Origin of the sequence: Vibrio crassostreae (assembly GCF_041439375.1) — a bacterium.
In the GTDB taxonomy this organism is placed as follows: Bacteria; Pseudomonadota; Gammaproteobacteria; order Enterobacterales; family Vibrionaceae; genus Vibrio; species Vibrio crassostreae_D.
Window position 1 is genome coordinate 61325 of sequence record NZ_JBGONY010000020.1, and the last position, 16334, is coordinate 77658.

Genomic DNA, 16334 nt, shown 5'->3' on the forward strand with positions numbered 1-16334 from the left:
TATTCAGCCCTAGAATTTCCAATAGTTTAATGATTTACGGATTTTAAAGTTACGAATCCAATTTTTTGGCTTGTTATCTTGCCAGCCGCTTTCTAGTACATCAGTAATAGCGTTAAGAACTCTAGCCGACGATTGCCCATCTAAATATGGCGTTATTGACGGGCCGTAATGAGCGATGGCTTTATCTCTGTCTTCATCAGGTAGCATCGCTTGTTGAATTGCCGACTCTAATTGTTCAGCCTGAGCAATATTAATAAAGCTTGCTTGAGGGTCTCGATTATTTACCGTGACAACAGGCTTATTGAGCAACAAGAATTCCTGAAATATCGATGAGTTGTCACACACCATAACATCAGCACGATGCTGCATTTCAATCACTCGGTCATTATCGAAAAAGAGAAGATTATCCCCTTCCAATGCCTGATATTTCGTTCTCGTCTCTTGATTCATTTTAGGATGAAGAGTCACTAACCATTGCCACTGGCTTTGTTGACTTAGGCGCTTAAGCTCTTCATAAACCAATTCCGCACACGATAAGCTTGGCGAAAAAGTGGAAGCAAACAGAATTTGAGGTCTCTCATGACGCTTCTCACTAGCTTGATAATTCAACAAGCTATCGAGCTTCAGCCATCCGGTCTCTTTCACTTGAAAATAGCCGCGCTGCTTAGCTAGCGGTTCAAGCGAGCTTGTTCTTTCATGGCCTTCAGTGCAATACAAATCAAATAGACCACGCTCAGGGTATAAGTTCCCTCGTTTACTCTCATTCAAACCATGAAACACTTGCACCTTCAACCCTGGAATAAACGCAGGAATGCGATCACCGGGCACTAAAACAGCTGAAGGGTTAAAGGAGACAGCTTCAACTAAAGAGACGCTCTGCTCTTGATCCAGTAAAAGATGTTCAGAAGCATCTTCACCAACAAGCAACCACTTAACCTCATGGCCGAGTTGCTTCGCGTAATCATAGAATGGGCGAAGAATAGCAAATGAATAGTTTTGCTCGACGTAGAGCAAGAAACGATAGCTTTGATCGGTTTGCATAAGCGATGAGATAAAATTCACCATGTCCGTTTGAAATTGCAACTAAGCATTTAATTATAACGCTCTTTACTTTCGAGATTGAAGAAAATACTCTTCTCGATACTGATTTTACCTTCTGGTGTCACTGTTCTTATGCTTATACGACTTATCTATACTCTCATATTGTCATTAGCCTCTCCGCTACTGCTGTATGGGCTTTATAAGAGCAAACCAGGAAAACCCAGTTTTGGTCAGCGTTGGAAAGAACATTTCGGCATCACGCCGCAAACTCAAGGTAAGAATCCTATCTGGATTCATGCTGTGTCGGTTGGTGAATCTATTGCTGCAATACCGGTCATTAAACAATTGAAGCTGCGAGATCCAAATCAAGCCATCATTGTTACCACCACAACCAGCACGGGTGCTGAACAGATAGACAAGCTTGGTGATTTGGTCGAGCACCGCTACATGCCGATTGATTTTTCTTGGTGTGTTCGGGGTTTTTTGAAAGCAGTTCAACCTAAACAGATGCTAATCATGGAAACCGAATTATGGCCAAACACACTACATTGCGTAGCTAAAGCAGGGATACCGATTTCAGTGCTCAATGCTCGCCTATCCGAACGCTCGTGCCAGCGTTATGCTAAATTCCAAGCCGTTTTTAACCTCTTAGCCAAAAGCCTCTCTCAAGTACTTTGCCAATACCCAAGTGATGCTGAGCGTTTTATACGATTAGGGTTAGATAAAGCATCTGTGCATGTGACTGGGTCGATCAAGTTTGATATTGACGTTTCAGCTGAACAAGTATCAAAAGGCAAAGCGTTACGTGAACAAATTGGCTTTGAACGCTGTGTGTGGATAGCAGCCAGCACTCATCAAGGCGAAGATGAACTTATCTTAGACGCTCATAAACAGCTCCTTAAAGACAACCCTAAGACCTTACTGATGATTGTGCCTCGTCATCCAGAGAGATTTAATCAAGTGACGGGACTGGCTAAACAACACCAATTCAACACCATCACTCGAACGAGTCAGCAACCAATTACCTCTGATGTTGAAGTGTATATTGCGGATACGATGGGAGAAATGTTGGTATTACTCGGCGGATCTGATGTGTGCTTTATGGGAGGGAGCCTTGTGGGCGATAAGGTAGGTGGCCACAATCTTCTAGAACCGGCGGCCTTGCAGTTACCTCTACTCAATGGTCCTAGCTACTTTAACTTCAGCGAGATCACAGACAAACTGCTGGAAGCTCAAGCCGTCACTATTTGTCAAAACAGTAATGAAATTGCAGGCCAGCTAAGAGAGCTATTCACTCAACCTAACTTGCGTAAAAAAAGAGGCTTAGCAGCTTATCAAGTAGTTGAGCAGAACCGAGGAGCGTTGGATAAAACCTTGGCATTCATTCTTAATTAATGGCCTTCTTAGCTAGTCACCACTCTTAACTAACAGCACTTGGTAGCCTTGCAATAACAGTTCCCAATCCTGCTCTTGCCATTGAATCTGGCGCTTGTTCACTTCTTTTAAGAACGAGCGCTTTAAGCGACTCAAGTTGCCTTCTTTCCAGTCATCACCCGCTTGATGACCACACTTATCAAAGTCAATAATCCACACGTTTTGCGAGTCATCAAGCAAGATATTATGAATGTTGAGATCGGTATGATTAACCCCAGCATCGTGCATCTTGCGTACCTCTTGCCCAATTCGACGATAAACATCCGCATCTATCGGGCCATTGACCAAGACATCAACCAGATCTTTGGCATTGGGAATTCGTTCAGACATTAAGTCCGCTCGATAAAGTAGTCCGCTTTTAATGGCTCTAGCAGCAATAGGCTTCGGTACATTCACACCTGCGTTTGCCAATATCTTTAGGACATTAAGCTCCATAGCGCAGCGAGTACTCTCCCAATCAGAGAAACGATATTGGTCTTCGACTAGCTTCCCAAACAATCCGCCACGGCGATAATGGCGCAATGCGGCCTGTATTCCATCAAGCTGAATGAACCATGTGGTACCGCGTCCTTGAGCACTGCCTGAAATGGCGTCTTGTTGCTGCCAATATTCAGCCTCAAAAATCTGAGCAATATCGCCCTCTGGTACCTGAGCCAAAAGTTCAGGGTCGTACCAAATTGTTTGGTTCTTGGTGCTAATCGTTTCCATCTATGAGGCCTTTGGGTCGCTTTTCGTCATTGCTATTTTACAACTAATGCGAGTATCTGCATAATTCTGATGTTATTCACTTTTTTCGGGCACTTTATGTCACTGTTCTCAACTGCACCTCAATCTCTTTGCATACTTCGCCTCTCCGCGATTGGCGATGTTTGTCATGCTATTTCTGTGGTTCAAGCCATCCAGAAGCAGTGGCCTGAAACGAAAATCACTTGGATAACGGGCAAAATAGAAGCCATGCTGATCGGCGATCTACCCGGTATTGAGGTGATTGTTTTCGATAAGAAACAAGGCTTCAAAGGAATGCGTGAATTATGGCGTCAGCTATCTGATCGTAAATTTGATGCACTTCTGCATATGCAAGCCGCACTCAGAGCCAGCGTGCTATCTTGGGGGATAAAGGCGAAGTGCAAAGTGGGATTTGGCAAAAACCGTACTCGTGAAATGCAGTCACTCTTTACCAACCACCATCTACCTATTTCAGATAAGTTTCATGTGTTGGATAACTTTGCCGAATTTGCTCGCTACATTGGTGCCCCCTTCGATAAGCCTCAATGGGATATCCCTTTAACACCTGAAGATGAACAACTCGCAATTAGCACCATGGCAGACAAGCCGACCTTGGTTATCTCCCCAGCTGCAAGCAAAGATTCACGCAATTGGTTAACTGAGCGATATGCAGCTATTGCTGATTATGCTGTCGAACAAGGCATGCAAGTGGTGTTATGTGGTTCTCCGGCACCAAGAGAAGTTAACCTTGGTAGCGACATCGAAAAATTATGCCAGTCACCAGTAACCAACTTGATTGGCAAAACGAACTTGAAGCAACTGACTGCCGTACTGAAACATGCAACGGTGGTATTGGCACCTGATACTGGCCCAGCCCACTTGGCAACTACGCAGTCAACGCCTGTAATCGGCTTGTACGCACACAGCGACCCTCGTAGAACAGGACCTTACAACGATCTCGATATCGTAGTGAGTGTTTATCAACAGCACGTAGAAGCACAACAAGGTAAACCAGTCGCAGACCTTCCATGGGGAACCCGTGCTAAAGGCGATGACCTGATGAAAGACATCACACTCGATATGGTAAAGCAGCAACTCGATAAGGCCTTAAACTCTAGTAAAGCACCGAATTCGAACACTACATTAAGCAAGGACAGCTAAAATGAGCACACACGTTATTTATCCAGGAACTTTTGATCCGGTGACCAATGGCCACCTTGATATCATTGTTCGTGCCGCTAGCATGTTTGACCATATCACTGTTGGAGTAGCAGCGAGCCCAAGTAAAAAAACCATGTTTGAGTTAGATGAACGTGTAGAGTTGTTACGTGATGCGGTGTCTCACTTACCTAACGTATCTGTAGAGGGATTCTCAGGGTTACTAGTCGACTTTGCTAAACAGCAGCAAGCAAACGTATTAGTACGTGGTCTAAGAACAACCATGGACTTTGAGTACGAGTTTGGTCTCACTAGCATGTATCGTAAGCTCCTACCTGGCCTTGAAAGCGTATTTCTGACCCCTTCAGAAGAGTATGCTTTCCTCTCTTCAACCATTGTTCGTGAAGTCGCTATACACGGAGGGGATATTAGCCAGTTTGTACCTCAAAAAGTAGCAAACGAAATCACAATAAAAACAGCCAAATAATTCTCTTTATCTACTCCGAAAAACAAAAATAGCGCTCATTGAGCGCTATTTTTAATTCAAAGCTATCAATTACTACAGCGAGTAATAAGCTTTATACCAATCTGCGAAAGCTTTGGCGCCTTCTTGGATTTTTACTTGAGGCTTGTAGCCAACCGCTTCAAACAAGTCTTCCGTATCAGCATAAGTTGCGTACACATCACCAGGTTGCATTGGCATGAAGTTCTTTTTCGCTTCAACACCAAGAGCGCCTTCTAATGCTTCGATGTAGTCCATTAACTTAACCGGGCTACCATGACCAATATTAAACACACGGTATGGTGCTGAACTGGTTGCTGGTGAGCCTTGCTCTACTGTCCAATCAGGCTGCTTTTCTGGAACTCGATCTTGCACACGAATAATGCCTTCAACAATATCATCGATATAAGTGAAGTCGCGCATCATGTCGCCATTGTTGTAAATGTCGATCTCTTTGCCCGCTACAATTAAGTTAGCAAACTTGAACATCGCCATGTCTGGGCGACTCCAAGGGCCGTAAACCGTAAAGAAACGTAGACCTGTTGTCGGTACATCGTATAAATGAGAATAGGTATGCGCCATTAGCTCATTCGACTTCTTGGTCGCAGCATACAACGAGATAGGGTGATCAACACTGTCTGCCGTGTGGAATGGCATTTTCTGGTTCAAGCCATAAACTGAGCTTGATGAAGCGTAAACTAGGTGCTCTACCTTGTTATGTCGACAGCCTTCAAGAATAGCTAGGTGACCGACAAGGTTGCTATCGGCATACGCCATCGGGTTATCAATTGAGTAACGAACGCCAGCTTGCGCCGCTAAGTGAATGACACGGTCAAACTTTTGCTCAGCAAACAGCGTTGCCATGCCTTCTCTATCAGCAAGATCCAGCTCGATGAAGGTCAGGTTTTCATGCTCAATGCGCTTTAGGCGATCATGTTTCAAAGAAACTTCGTAGTAGTCATTCAAGTTATCAATACCGATAACCTCATGCCCAGCTGCACATAGTCGTTCTGACACTGCAGAGCCAATAAACCCGGCAACGCCAGTTACTAAATATTTCATTCTACTATTCTCAATTCATATCATTAGTGTAATTGTAGCTACTAGCCTGCCTATCTACTAGCGTAAAAAAGTGAACATAAGTTCAGTTTTTTTATACTTGGCACTCTTCGCAATAAAACGTGTTCCTCTGCCCTATTTTTAACTCTTGAATAAGAGCTTCACAAGTAGGGCACTTTTCGCCTGCTTTGCCATACACTTTTAGCTCTTGAGCGAAATATCCCGGCTTGCCATCTACTTGGGCGAAATCTTTAAGCGTAGTACCGCCTTCTTTGATGGCGGTAGCGAGTACTTGTTTGATCTCTTGGGTCAACAAGACCCACTCTTCTTTTGTCACTTTACTTGCTGGGCGCAAAGGGCTAATACGTGAAGAAAACAGTGCTTCATTGGCGTAGATGTTCCCTACCCCGACCACCACTTTGTTGTCCATGATGAACTGCTTGACGGCGACTTTACGTTTCTCTGCCTTCTCGGCTATGTAATCGGCGTTGAAATCGTCAGTTAGCGGCTCAGGGCCAGAACCAAGCAACACAGGATGAATCTCATCAGGCGCCGACCATAACCATGCACCGAAGCGGCGCGGATCGTTATAGCGCAGTACTTTGCCGTTGGTGAGCTTAAGATCCACGTGATCGTGTTTGGCAGCAGGGAAGTCAGCGTCTAATACGCGCAGTGAGCCCGACATACCAAGGTGAACAATGGCAGTGCCAGTATCCGTTTCAATTAATAAGTATTTAGCACGACGCGAGATAGAGCGAATCACCTGCCCTTCTAATGCTTTGAGCTCTTGTGGGATATCCCAACGCAGCTTAGGCGTGCGAAAGGTAAGGGTTTTAATGGTCTCGCCAACTAAATGAGGCGAGATCCCCATGCGGCTTACTTCGACTTCGGGTAATTCAGGCATAATCTAGTCGTCCGATTTAGGTGGTTTGTCTGATATAGATAGCTTGTCTGATTTAAATGAAGGTTTCGAGCTAAAACTTGGAAACAGGTAGCTCTCTTCAATAGACATCGCCAACCACTGATCATTCCAGTTTTTTAACAACCAGAACTCAGGCAATTGATAATAGGTAATACGCTGGGGCTCTTCTTGGTCTTGATACCATACTTCGATGGTGTGCGGTGTCTTTAACCGAGGCGTAAGATCTGTGTAGGTCTGTGAGTCGACTTCCGTGCCCACAAGCTCTTTCCAACGTTGTGACAGCTCTTGTGCATTGGTGGCTTGAGGGAAGTCCGTACCTTGGAACTGGTAAACCCATTGATTGTCTTGTTGAATGACAGACCACTTAGCAAAGTGCAACGCTTGAAGCTCTGCTTTTGGATTCAGGAGATAAGGATAAGGGCTATCAACCTGCGGTTCAGGCTCGATAAGGTACGCTTTGATCAATGTTGGAAGGTTTAACACGCCAATAAAAGCGATCACACTGAACATGAGTATGTTGTTCCACCGGCGTCCACGATATCTCATCTGATTCTGCTCATCTAACCTATTGAACATTCAGTATATCGTGAAAGTGGCAATACTTGCTATGTTGCGCAGTTTTCTATCTATCAGACGCTATATCAAGCGCTATATCAAGCGCTATATCAAGCGCTATATCAAGCGCTACATCAAACAAGAGCAATTGAGTTACTCAAATTTTAGATATAAAAAAACCCAGCGATTAAACTGGGTTTTTCAATTCTTTCTTCTACTGAAGAAGAGCAAAAAAGCATCAATTACTTGATTTTAGCTTCTTTGTACATAACGTGTTGGCGAACTACTGGATCAAACTTTTTGATCTCAAATTTGCCTGGCATGTTACGCTTGTTCTTATCAGTTGTGTAGAAGTGACCAGTACCTGCAGAAGATACTAGACGAATTTTCTCACGAATGCCTTTAGCCATTGCTTAATTCCTCTTAAACGTTTTCGCCACGTGCACGGATATCAACAAGAACAGCATCGATGCCTTTCTTATCAATGATACGCATGCCTTTAGCAGTTAGACGTAGTTTAACAAAACGTTTTTCGCTCTCTACCCAGAAACGATGAGTTTGTAGGTTCGGCAGAAAACGGCGCTTAGTAGCATTGCGTGCGTGTGAACGGTTGTTACCCGTTACTGGACGCTTACCAGTTACTTGGCATACTCGGGACATGAATGTCTTCTCCAATCGTTTCAGCTCGATATCAACCTTGGTGGCCGAACCTCTCTATCAATTAAAATAGAAGGTAAAAACCGTTATGGAAAATCCATACAAGGCTATCAAAGGTCGCGCATTATACTAACTTGACACGCATTGCTCAAGACCCGAACAGATCCTTTTTACGGATTTCGTGATCTTTTTTTGTGCAGCGCAGCTTGCTTGAGTAATCAGAGCTGATTTTAGGTCTAAAAATGTGGGCGGAATAATAGCAGATTTAACGCAACTAACAACCTAAAATGTGATTCAAATCCATCCACGTTCTGCAAAAGAGACAACTTCGCCATCTCCAACCACAAAATGGTCGAGTATTCGTATGTCCACCAGCGCCAGTGCATCGGTTAATCGACGTGTAATCCGCCTATCGGCTTGGCTTGGTTCTGCAACACCCGAAGGATGGTTGTGAGCCAAAATTAATGCCGCCGCATTGTGATGAAGTGACCGTTTAACCACTTCCCTCGGGTAAACCGATGCGGCATCGATGGTTCCTTCAAACATCACCTCACCCTTTATTACCCTATTTTGGTTATCGAGGAACAATATATAGAAGGCTTCTCGCTGGCGATCGCGCAACATGCTCGAGAGATAAAGCTTAGTATGACTTGGGCTAGTAAGCGCATCTCCACGAGATAAAGTCTCTGCTAGATAACGCTGCGTCATCTCTAACACAGCTTGCAATTGAACATACTTGGCCTGCCCCATCCCTTTATGAGCACAAAACTCTTCCTGCGTTGCTGAAAAGAGATGGCGGAGCGAGCCAAAGTCTTTGATCAACTTGTCTGCGAGTTCCAAGACGTTCATTCCTTGTGTCCCTGTTCGCAGGAATATCGCGAGCAGTTCCGCATCACTCAAGGAATCAGGCCCTCTATTTAACAACTTTTCTCTCGGCATCGATTCGGCAGGTATTTTATCTATTGGCATATAAAGACAATCATTGGTCATGAACACAACCCATCACCTTAATGAGATCGTAATAAGAGATCCTTCGATAGAGGTCAAAGGAAACGAGACACTAACAAAATCGTGTAATTGATAAGTTTGATAACACCAACTTGATGAGCGTCAACTCTGTTCGAGTTCTGCTTCTAGGCACTTATCCTTTGTTCTGATATCGTAAGTCGCAGAGAAATTAAGGAACAGAATCATGCAAACATTGGTTAATCAACTGAGTAACGCTGACCAACAAGGCCTAGCTGGAAAAAAAATCCTACTTGGCATTAGTGGTGGTATCGCTGCGTATAAATGTGCCGAACTGACTCGACGCTTAATTGAACGTGGAGCACAAGTACAAGTCGTGATGACAAATGCAGCCAAGGAGTTCATTACTCCTCTCACCATGCAAGCCGTCTCTGGAAGGCCAGTGTCTGATAGTTTGCTTGATCCTGCTGCTGAGGCTTCCATGGGGCACATTGAGCTCGCAAAATGGGCTGATTTGGTATTACTAGCGCCAGCAACCGCTGATCTGATTGCGCGCATGACAGCTGGCATGGGTAACGACCTACTGACCACTTTGGTTCTAGCAACCGATGCGCCAGTTGCGGTATCTCCGGCAATGAACCAACAGATGTACAGCCACCCTGCCACTCAAGAGAACATCGCAACACTAAAACGTCGTGGTTGTGAGATTTGGGGACCGGCGGCTGGCGAACAAGCGTGTGGTGATGTGGGAATGGGTCGCATGCTAGAGCCTATGCAGCTCGTGCACCGCTGTGAAGACTTCTTCCAACCTAAACCTCTTGCTGGTCGCTCTGTGTTAATCACGGCGGGTCCAACTCGTGAAGCCATTGACCCTGTGCGTTACATTACCAACCACAGCTCGGGCAAGATGGGCTATGCTCTGGCTGAAGCGGCAGCGAAACAAGGCGCAACAGTAACTCTAATCAGCGGTCCTGTATCACTCGCGACACCAAATAAGGTTAATCGTATCGATGTCGACAGCGCTCAACAGATGTTTGATGCCGTTACTGATCACGTCGCACAACATGATATTTTCATCAGCTGTGCCGCGGTTGCCGATTACCGCCCAGAGACCATTGCAGACCAAAAGCTTAAGAAGGTCGATGGTAAAGACGATATGACCATTCAAATGGTTAAGAACCCAGACATCGTCGCTTCTGTCGCTTCAATGACCGAAGGTCGCCCATTTACTGTCGGCTTCGCAGCTGAAACTCAAGATGTTGAAAAATACGCGCGCGGTAAGTTAGAAAGAAAGAACCTCGACATGATTTGCGCCAATGACGTTTCTGTCGAAGGCCAAGGCTTCAATAGCAGCAGTAATGAATTGCACCTTTATTGGAAAGACGGTGATAAATCTCTGCCACTGGATAGCAAAGACACACTTGGTTTCCAGATCCTCGATCAGATCCAACAGCTTATTGGTGCATAAACGCACAAATTTGCTCTGACAATCTGCTGACACCTCTCGATTCTGTTGACCTAGGGCTCACAAAACTAGGAAACAGAATTGATTGGTGTTTATAATCCTTCTTCACTCAATCCTCATCTTTAGGAAAGGAAGTAAATAGATGGCTGGTGCTCGAAAATCAAACCGTCGTGAAGAAATCCTACAAGCTCTCGCACAAATGTTGGAATCGACCGAAGGTGCTTCTCGTATCACAACGGTAAAGTTGGCCAAGCAAGTGGGTGTTTCTGAGGCTGCGTTATACCGCCACTTCCCAAGCAAAGCTCGCATGTTTGAAGGCCTAATCGAGTTCATTGAAGAAGCGTTGATGTCTCGAATCAACCGTATTCTGGATGAAGAGAAAGACACGCTAGAGCGCATACGCCTAGTGCTACAACTTATCTTAGTTTTCTCAGAACGTAACCCTGGCCTAACTCGAATTTTGTCTGGTCATGCTCTAATGTTTGAAAATGAACGACTGCGTGATCGCATCAACCAACTTTTCGAACGCATTGAGACGCAACTTCGCCAAATCCTGCGTGAAAGAAAACTTCGTGAAGGGAAATCATTCCCGGTTGATGAGAAAATCTTAGCTGCTCAGCTGCTCGGTCAAGTTGAAGGCAGCTTGAATCGATTTGTTCGCTCAGACTTCAAATATCAACCAACAGAAAACTTTGATGCTTATTGGGCACTGCTAAGCGCTCAGATTAAGTAGCAATCAAATTAAGTGGCAATCAAATTAAGTGGCAATCAAATCTTAAGTGATGGTTATGACGACGAAAACTTCTTCAGCAAACGGCACAGCACAACACGTGATTACTAAGCCGCCTTTTACTCTAGCTCTACTTCACCCTAAATATTGGGGTGTATGGTTTGGTTTTGGGTTATTGGCGCTTATTGTTAACGTTCTACCTTACCGCCTATTATTACTGTTAGGACGCTCATTGGGCACTTTGGGCGCTCGTTATGGTAAAAAACGCGTCGCAGTCGCCACTCGCAATTTAGAACTCGCCTTCCCAGATAAGCCAGCAGATGAAGTCGCGGCTATGGTCAGCGAGAACTTTAAGAATACGGGCATGGCGCTGATCGAAACCGGCATTACTTGGTTCTGGCCAACGTGGCGCTTTAAGCGAATCTTAGTAGATAAAGACACCCAAATGCTGCGTACGCACAAAGCCAATGGCAAAGGGGTTCTTCTCTGCTGTGTGCATGCCTTGAACCTAGAGATCACCGCACGAGCGATGGCTGTGCTCGGTATCCCTGGCTTAGGTGTGTATCGTCCACACAACAACCCTGCTTATGAGTTCATTCAATACCGCGGTCGCACCCAAAACGGCAATCGCCTAATTCACCGTAAAGATGTGAAGCGCATGATCCGAATCTTGCGTCAGGGTGAGATCCTTTTCTACCTTCCTGATCATGATTACGGTCGTAATAAATCTGTATTTGTGCCTTTCTTCGCCGTGCCTGATGCGTGTACGACGACTGGTACTAGTATTCTGGCTTACACTAGCCGATGCGCGATTGTTCCAGGATCTGGCTTTAGAAACGACAACGGCAAATATGAAATCATGGCCGATGAGTCCATCGAAGATAACTACCCGCAAAAAGATGAGAAAGCGGCAGCCGCTTACATGAATAGCTATCTTGAGAAGATTATCTTACGCGCACCAGAGCAGTGGATGTGGCTACACAAGCGTTTCAAAACTATGGAAGACCCAGAAGCTGAACGCGGCATTCGTTACAAATAGAGCGCCTATCTTTAGATAAGAAAATAGTTCGCTTTAATAGAAAAGTAAAAGGCCCGAAAGAGTTATCTCTCTCGGGCCTTTTTGATTTTTCGATTCTAAACTTAGAGCGCTAAACCGTAAGGTTCGACGCTTCAGGGATTAGATTCCGTATTGAGCGCGGTACGCCTTTACTGCGTCTAGATGTGCTGCATCTGTGCCTTTCTCTTCAAGGAAAGTCACAAGGTCAGTCAGGCTAACGATTGAGATAATTGCACAACCGAAGTCACGCTCTACTTCTTGAATCGCAGACAACTCGCCTTTGCCCTTCTCTTGGCGGTCAATCGCAACCAGAACACCCGCTAAATCAGCGCCGTTTGCTTGGATGATTTCCATCGACTCACGAATCGCAGTACCAGCAGTGATCACGTCATCAACTAACATGATGCGACCTTCAAGTTCGCTACCCACTAGGTTGCCACCTTCACCGTGGTTTTTCGCTTCTTTACGGTTGAAACAGTAAGGCGTGTCCACATCGTGGTGATCTGCCAGTGCAACCGCTGTCGTCGTTGCAATTGGGATACCCTTGTATGCAGGGCCAAATAACACATCAAACTCAATGCCAGAATCAGCCAATGCTGCTGCGTAGAAGCGACCTAAGCGTGCTAGGTCACGACCTGTATTAAACAATCCAGCATTGAAGAAGTAAGGGCTCTTACGGCCAGACTTTAAAGTAAACTCACCAAACTTAAGTACTTCTTTCTCTAGTGCAAATTCAATAAATTCACGTTGATATGCTTTCATGCTCATCCTCTAAATTAATTTACTTTCCAATTCCTAACTTCCGATTACTTCGAAAGTTAACGATGATGTATTTTCTAAATAGATAGCTCTACAACAAGGCAGCAAAGTTTTTCAGCCCTATGAGCATAGGGAACCTATGTGATTAGGGTGAAAAATTGCAGCTAACACAGGTGTAGAGTTATATATGACGAAAATAAAAAAATAGCCCCCATTTGGGAGCTATTAAAAATAATTAGTCGGCCAACGCAGCTTTCTGCGCTTCGACGATATCGGCAATACCCTTATTCGCCAAGGCTAAAAGCTGCATCAGCTCTTCGTGGCTGAACGGTTCGCCTTCTGCGGTGCCTTGAATCTCAATCATCTTACCGTCTTCCGTCATTACAACGTTCATATCGGTATCTGCTGCTGAGTCTTCAACGTACTCAAGGTCACACAGTGCTTGTGCACCAACGATGCCCACTGAAACTGCCGCTACGTGGCCTTTCATTGGGTTCTTTTTCAGTTTACCGCTTGCTAGTAAGCTGTTGATAGCATCAGCCATTGCAACGCTTGCACCTGAGATAGAAGCAGTACGTGTACCGCCGTCTGCTTGGATAACATCACAATCGACAGTGATCATGATTTCACCCATTACTTTCAGGTCAACAACAGCACGTAGGCTACGCGCGATCAGACGTTGGATTTCCATCGTACGACCACCTTGCTTACCGCTCGCCGCTTCACGACGGTTACGAGTGTGCGTTGCACGTGGCAGCATGCCGTATTCAGCGGTTACCCAACCCTTTCCTTGGCCTTTTAACCAACGCGGTACGTTTTCTTCTACCGTCGCATTACATAGAACTTTAGTGTTGCCGAACTCAACTAATACAGAACCTTCAGCATAAGCTGTGTAGTTACGAGTAATTTTAATTGGACGAATTTGATCTACAGCGCGGTCATTTGGACGCATTGGTATCTACCTTATTAACAGTCTGAAGTGATTTACTATCGAAAGAGTGCATCACCTAAGAAAGGGGTGAGACAGTTTTGATTGGGGCAAGATTATATAGCAGTTTATCATGCAAAGCTATCCATCATGAAAGGCGACAAGCTTCGGGAGCACACCATATCGTGATACTATGCGTGCGCGTTATTTTCAGAATGATAAAAGACAGGAAAATTCGATGATTTATAGTATGACCGCGTATGCACGCAAAGAAGTAAAAGGCGATTGGGGTACAGCAGTATGGGAAATCCGTAGTGTAAACCAGCGCTACCTAGAAACTTACTTCCGTATGCCTGAACAGTTCCGTGGTTTAGAACCAATCTTGCGTGAGCGTTTCCGCAAGCGTCTAGCGCGCGGCAAGGTTGAATGTAACCTACGTTTTGAAGCAAACCCAGCAGCGAAAGGCGAGCTAAGCATTAACGAAGGTTTGGCTCAGCAAGTAATCAACGCCGCTAACCAAGTAATGACCATGACAGGTGAAGACAGCCGTCTGAACCCATTCCAAGTTATGAACTGGCCTGGCGTGATGGAAACGCCAGAGCAAGACATGGATGCCATCAACAAAGATCTACTGGAAGCATTCAACGATGCCATCGCAGAGTTCATTGATGCTCGTGCTCGTGAAGGCGAGAACATGAAGGCGCTAATCGTACAGCGCTTAGATGCGATCACTGAAGAAGTGGTTAAAGTTCGCACACGCATGCCTGAGATCCTAGAATGGCAACGTGAGCGCCTTCTTACCAAATTTGAAGATGCTAAAATTGAACTTGAAGGTTCTCGTGTTGAGCAAGAACTTATCCTACTTGCGCAGAAGTCAGACGTAGCAGAAGAGCTAGACCGTTTAGACTCTCACGTGAAAGAAGCAAATGTCGTATTGAAGAAGGGTGGTGCTTGTGGCCGTAAGCTTGACTTCATGATGCAAGAGTTCAACCGTGAGTCAAACACGCTAGCGTCTAAGTCTATCAGCACAGACATCACAGCATCAGGCGTAGAGCTTAAGGTTCTTATCGAACAGATGCGTGAGCAGATCCAGAATATTGAATAACAGTTTGTCAGTAACACGCTGTGAATAAGCCATTAGCTGAATCAGTGTTGATTAGATCAAGATAAGCTCCTAGTTTTAGGGGCTTTTTTTATGGATACAATAATGCCAATCAGGATGAGTAAGTGAGCAGGTTGTTACGCAGGAGATTTGTTTGGAGCAAGGGATAGAACAGAGAAGCGGATGTAGCAAAGGATTTTAGAATATTTTGAGGGGGTATTACAGGTGGAACTAGAGGGGAAAGATTTAAGGGAGAAAGTGACGCAAGTTGCTAATGCAACCTGCGCCGACTTAAAATCTTATAGAGCTACAACGTTTGCAGCTTGAAGACCTTTTTGGCCTTGCTCTACTTCGAAAGACACTTGTTGGCCTTCTTTAAGAGTCTTGAAACCTTCAGATGCGATAGCACGGAAGTGAACGAATACGTCAGCGCCGCCGTTGTCTTGAGTTAGGAAACCGAAACCTTTCTCTTCGTTAAACCATTTTACTACGCCGTTTGTTTTGTTAGACATGATGTGTCCCTTATATAAAAATAAAAAATTAATCGCCAAAAGTGCGATGCGCTGAAAGCTTGAATTATTTAATGTATCTATGAAGCTAAGGGAAACACTGAGAATAACAATGAAGCAATACTAAGGGTTTTACTTTACAACTGGATGTTTCATTTAATAACCCTGAAAACAGAGCGACGCCATTCTTGGTGATCTTAGCCTGCTTGTAAAGCGTTATTTGGATAAATTGATGTTTTTTTGTTCAACTAACCCAATTAAAAACCCAACGATATCGCTGGGCTTCATTTATAAAACCTTAACGTTCAAAGTGTTACTCATCTGGCTGCTTGGTTCGAAGGTCTACATACGGCCAATAATGATGCCCAACACGAATCAAGAGTGTTGCAGCAGCTAAGATAAATGCCGCTAAAGATAACCAAACGATCAATACTGCATCGAGCTCTTTCATACCCAAAGTGATGTAACGAGCAATCGCCATCATCGCGATATAGATTGGGTATCGCACTGGGATCTTACCGTTCATCACAAACTGTTGAACCATCGCCAACACTTCTAAATAGATGAACATCAATAGAATGTCGGTCAGTTGTACACGGCGCTCAGCGAAGACATGCATGAACTCTTCGACCATCGCAAACAAGGTCGCGAGCGTGATCGCCACCAGCAATACCGCTTCCATAATGTGGAACACTTTTAAAAACGGCTTACTAGGGCGTGTTGATCTTTGCTGTACATTTCGCGTTCAACAATACATCGGTAGC

19 protein-coding genes are annotated in these 16334 nt (G+C 44.8%); 7 read left to right on the forward strand and 12 right to left on the reverse strand.

Translation table 11 applies throughout. The features are described 5' to 3' along the window. Positions 1–9: 9 nt before the first annotated feature. A complete protein-coding gene (locus tag ACED45_RS10800; RefSeq protein ID WP_371714006.1) occupies positions 10–1041 on the reverse strand; it encodes a CDP-glycerol glycerophosphotransferase family protein in 1032 nt (343 codons plus the stop codon). A gap of 132 nt (positions 1042–1173) precedes the next feature. Here ACED45_RS10800 and waaA point away from each other — a divergent pair, with 132 nt between their 5' ends. Beyond that, positions 1174–2436: a lipid IV(A) 3-deoxy-D-manno-octulosonic acid transferase gene (gene waaA, locus ACED45_RS10805; protein ID WP_371714007.1), complete on the forward strand. Its 1263-nt coding sequence runs from the start codon at positions 1174–1176 to the stop codon at positions 2434–2436. A gap of 12 nt (positions 2437–2448) precedes the next feature. On the opposite strand, the gene ACED45_RS10810 is transcribed toward waaA, so the two are convergent. Next, on the reverse strand, positions 2449–3183 hold the full coding sequence (locus ACED45_RS10810; protein ID WP_371714008.1) for a 3-deoxy-D-manno-octulosonic acid kinase: 735 nt from the start codon (positions 3181–3183) through the stop codon (positions 2449–2451). 96 nt (positions 3184–3279) lie between these two features. Here ACED45_RS10810 and ACED45_RS10815 point away from each other — a divergent pair, with 96 nt between their 5' ends. After that, positions 3280–4362: a glycosyltransferase family 9 protein gene (locus ACED45_RS10815; protein WP_017063093.1), complete on the forward strand. Its 1083-nt coding sequence runs from the start codon at positions 3280–3282 to the stop codon at positions 4360–4362. 1 nt (position 4363) lies between these two features. After that, entirely contained in the window at positions 4364–4846 is a 483-nt protein-coding gene (gene coaD / locus ACED45_RS10820) for a pantetheine-phosphate adenylyltransferase (protein WP_371714009.1), read from the forward strand. Between the two features lie 72 nt (positions 4847–4918). On the opposite strand, the gene ACED45_RS10825 is transcribed toward coaD, so the two are convergent. From ACED45_RS10825 to radC, 6 genes are all read right to left on the reverse strand, one after another. Continuing rightward, entirely contained in the window at positions 4919–5923 is a 1005-nt protein-coding gene (locus ACED45_RS10825; RefSeq protein ID WP_136984101.1) for an NAD-dependent epimerase, read from the reverse strand. Positions 5924–6014: 91 nt separating this feature from the next. Further along, on the reverse strand, positions 6015–6824 hold the full coding sequence (gene mutM, locus ACED45_RS10830) for a bifunctional DNA-formamidopyrimidine glycosylase/DNA-(apurinic or apyrimidinic site) lyase (RefSeq protein WP_371714010.1): 810 nt from the start codon (positions 6822–6824) through the stop codon (positions 6015–6017). Between the two features lie 3 nt (positions 6825–6827). Continuing rightward, the gene (locus ACED45_RS10835; RefSeq protein WP_123287370.1) at positions 6828–7388 is read right to left on the reverse strand and encodes a hypothetical protein; all 561 of its coding nucleotides are present in this window, start codon (positions 7386–7388) and stop codon (positions 6828–6830) included. A 251-nt stretch (positions 7389–7639) separates the two neighbouring features. After that, a complete protein-coding gene (rpmG, locus tag ACED45_RS10840) occupies positions 7640–7807 on the reverse strand; it encodes a 50S ribosomal protein L33 (protein WP_002535344.1) in 168 nt (55 codons plus the stop codon). A 13-nt stretch (positions 7808–7820) separates the two neighbouring features. Next, the gene (gene rpmB, locus ACED45_RS10845; protein WP_004728407.1) at positions 7821–8057 is read right to left on the reverse strand and encodes a 50S ribosomal protein L28; all 237 of its coding nucleotides are present in this window, start codon (positions 8055–8057) and stop codon (positions 7821–7823) included. Between the two features lie 291 nt (positions 8058–8348). Then, positions 8349–9023, reverse strand: coding sequence for a RadC family protein (radC, locus tag ACED45_RS10850; protein ID WP_371714015.1), 675 nt, complete (start codon positions 9021–9023; stop codon positions 8349–8351). 223 nt (positions 9024–9246) lie between these two features. Between radC and coaBC the strand changes: the two genes are divergently transcribed. The 3 genes from coaBC (at position 9247) to lpxL (ending at position 12254) form a co-directional block, all read left to right on the forward strand. After that, positions 9247–10488 carry a bifunctional phosphopantothenoylcysteine decarboxylase/phosphopantothenate--cysteine ligase CoaBC gene (coaBC, locus tag ACED45_RS10855; protein WP_371714011.1) on the forward strand — a complete coding sequence of 414 codons (1242 nt, stop codon included), beginning with the start codon at positions 9247–9249 and terminating at the stop codon, positions 10486–10488. Between the two features lie 139 nt (positions 10489–10627). After that, a complete protein-coding gene (gene slmA / locus ACED45_RS10860; protein WP_017063086.1) occupies positions 10628–11218 on the forward strand; it encodes a nucleoid occlusion factor SlmA in 591 nt (196 codons plus the stop codon). Positions 11219–11273: 55 nt separating this feature from the next. Beyond that, entirely contained in the window at positions 11274–12254 is a 981-nt protein-coding gene (gene lpxL / locus ACED45_RS10865) for an LpxL/LpxP family Kdo(2)-lipid IV(A) lauroyl/palmitoleoyl acyltransferase (RefSeq protein ID WP_371714012.1), read from the forward strand. A 138-nt stretch (positions 12255–12392) separates the two neighbouring features. On the opposite strand, the gene pyrE is transcribed toward lpxL, so the two are convergent. Both pyrE and rph read right to left on the reverse strand, forming a co-directional pair. Next, positions 12393–13034: an orotate phosphoribosyltransferase gene (pyrE, locus tag ACED45_RS10870; RefSeq protein WP_371714013.1), complete on the reverse strand. Its 642-nt coding sequence runs from the start codon at positions 13032–13034 to the stop codon at positions 12393–12395. Positions 13035–13266: 232 nt separating this feature from the next. Beyond that, positions 13267–13983: a ribonuclease PH gene (gene rph / locus ACED45_RS10875; RefSeq protein ID WP_009847983.1), complete on the reverse strand. Its 717-nt coding sequence runs from the start codon at positions 13981–13983 to the stop codon at positions 13267–13269. A 214-nt stretch (positions 13984–14197) separates the two neighbouring features. Here rph and ACED45_RS10880 point away from each other — a divergent pair, with 214 nt between their 5' ends. After that, positions 14198–15064 (forward strand): YicC/YloC family endoribonuclease, encoded by an 867-nt coding sequence (locus ACED45_RS10880; RefSeq protein WP_114634198.1) that lies wholly within the window; start codon positions 14198–14200, stop codon positions 15062–15064. 296 nt (positions 15065–15360) lie between these two features. On the opposite strand, the gene cspE is transcribed toward ACED45_RS10880, so the two are convergent. Next, complete coding sequence (cspE, locus tag ACED45_RS10885; protein ID WP_004735656.1) at positions 15361–15573, reverse strand: transcription antiterminator/RNA stability regulator CspE; 213 nt, start codon at positions 15571–15573, stop codon at positions 15361–15363. Between the two features lie 310 nt (positions 15574–15883). Next, positions 15884–16252: a phosphate-starvation-inducible protein PsiE gene (locus ACED45_RS10890; protein ID WP_004735652.1), complete on the reverse strand. Its 369-nt coding sequence runs from the start codon at positions 16250–16252 to the stop codon at positions 15884–15886. Between the last annotated feature and the right edge of the window lie 82 nt (positions 16253–16334).

Excerpts from the sequence above, each read along its gene's own strand:
- rpmB (WP_004728407.1), bottom strand. The coding sequence starts at position 8,057 with ATGTCCCGAGTATGCCAAGTAACTGGTAAGCGTCCAGTAACGGGTAAC.
- ACED45_RS10815 (WP_017063093.1), top strand. The coding sequence starts at position 3,280 with ATGTCACTGTTCTCAACTGCACCTCAATCTCTTTGCATACTTCGCCTC.
- cspE (WP_004735656.1), bottom strand. The coding sequence starts at position 15,573 with ATGTCTAACAAAACAAACGGCGTAGTAAAATGGTTTAACGAAGAGAAA.
- mutM (WP_371714010.1), bottom strand. The coding sequence starts at position 6,824 with ATGCCTGAATTACCCGAAGTCGAAGTAAGCCGCATGGGGATCTCGCCT.
- slmA (WP_017063086.1), top strand. The coding sequence starts at position 10,628 with ATGGCTGGTGCTCGAAAATCAAACCGTCGTGAAGAAATCCTACAAGCT.
- waaA (WP_371714007.1), top strand. The coding sequence starts at position 1,174 with ATGCTTATACGACTTATCTATACTCTCATATTGTCATTAGCCTCTCCG.
- ACED45_RS10835 (WP_123287370.1), bottom strand. The coding sequence starts at position 7,388 with ATGAGATATCGTGGACGCCGGTGGAACAACATACTCATGTTCAGTGTG.
- ACED45_RS10825 (WP_136984101.1), bottom strand. The coding sequence starts at position 5,923 with ATGAAATATTTAGTAACTGGCGTTGCCGGGTTTATTGGCTCTGCAGTG.
- ACED45_RS10800 (WP_371714006.1), bottom strand. The coding sequence starts at position 1,041 with ATGCAAACCGATCAAAGCTATCGTTTCTTGCTCTACGTCGAGCAAAAC.
- pyrE (WP_371714013.1), bottom strand. The coding sequence starts at position 13,034 with ATGAAAGCATATCAACGTGAATTTATTGAATTTGCACTAGAGAAAGAA.
- coaBC (WP_371714011.1), top strand. The coding sequence starts at position 9,247 with ATGCAAACATTGGTTAATCAACTGAGTAACGCTGACCAACAAGGCCTA.
- ACED45_RS10890 (WP_004735652.1), bottom strand. The coding sequence starts at position 16,252 with ATGGAAGCGGTATTGCTGGTGGCGATCACGCTCGCGACCTTGTTTGCG.
- ACED45_RS10810 (WP_371714008.1), bottom strand. The coding sequence starts at position 3,183 with ATGGAAACGATTAGCACCAAGAACCAAACAATTTGGTACGACCCTGAA.
- ACED45_RS10880 (WP_114634198.1), top strand. The coding sequence starts at position 14,198 with ATGATTTATAGTATGACCGCGTATGCACGCAAAGAAGTAAAAGGCGAT.
- rph (WP_009847983.1), bottom strand. The coding sequence starts at position 13,983 with ATGCGTCCAAATGACCGCGCTGTAGATCAAATTCGTCCAATTAAAATT.
- radC (WP_371714015.1), bottom strand. The coding sequence starts at position 9,023 with ATGCCAATAGATAAAATACCTGCCGAATCGATGCCGAGAGAAAAGTTG.
- coaD (WP_371714009.1), top strand. The coding sequence starts at position 4,364 with ATGAGCACACACGTTATTTATCCAGGAACTTTTGATCCGGTGACCAAT.
- lpxL (WP_371714012.1), top strand. The coding sequence starts at position 11,274 with ATGACGACGAAAACTTCTTCAGCAAACGGCACAGCACAACACGTGATT.
- rpmG (WP_002535344.1), bottom strand. The coding sequence starts at position 7,807 with ATGGCTAAAGGCATTCGTGAGAAAATTCGTCTAGTATCTTCTGCAGGT.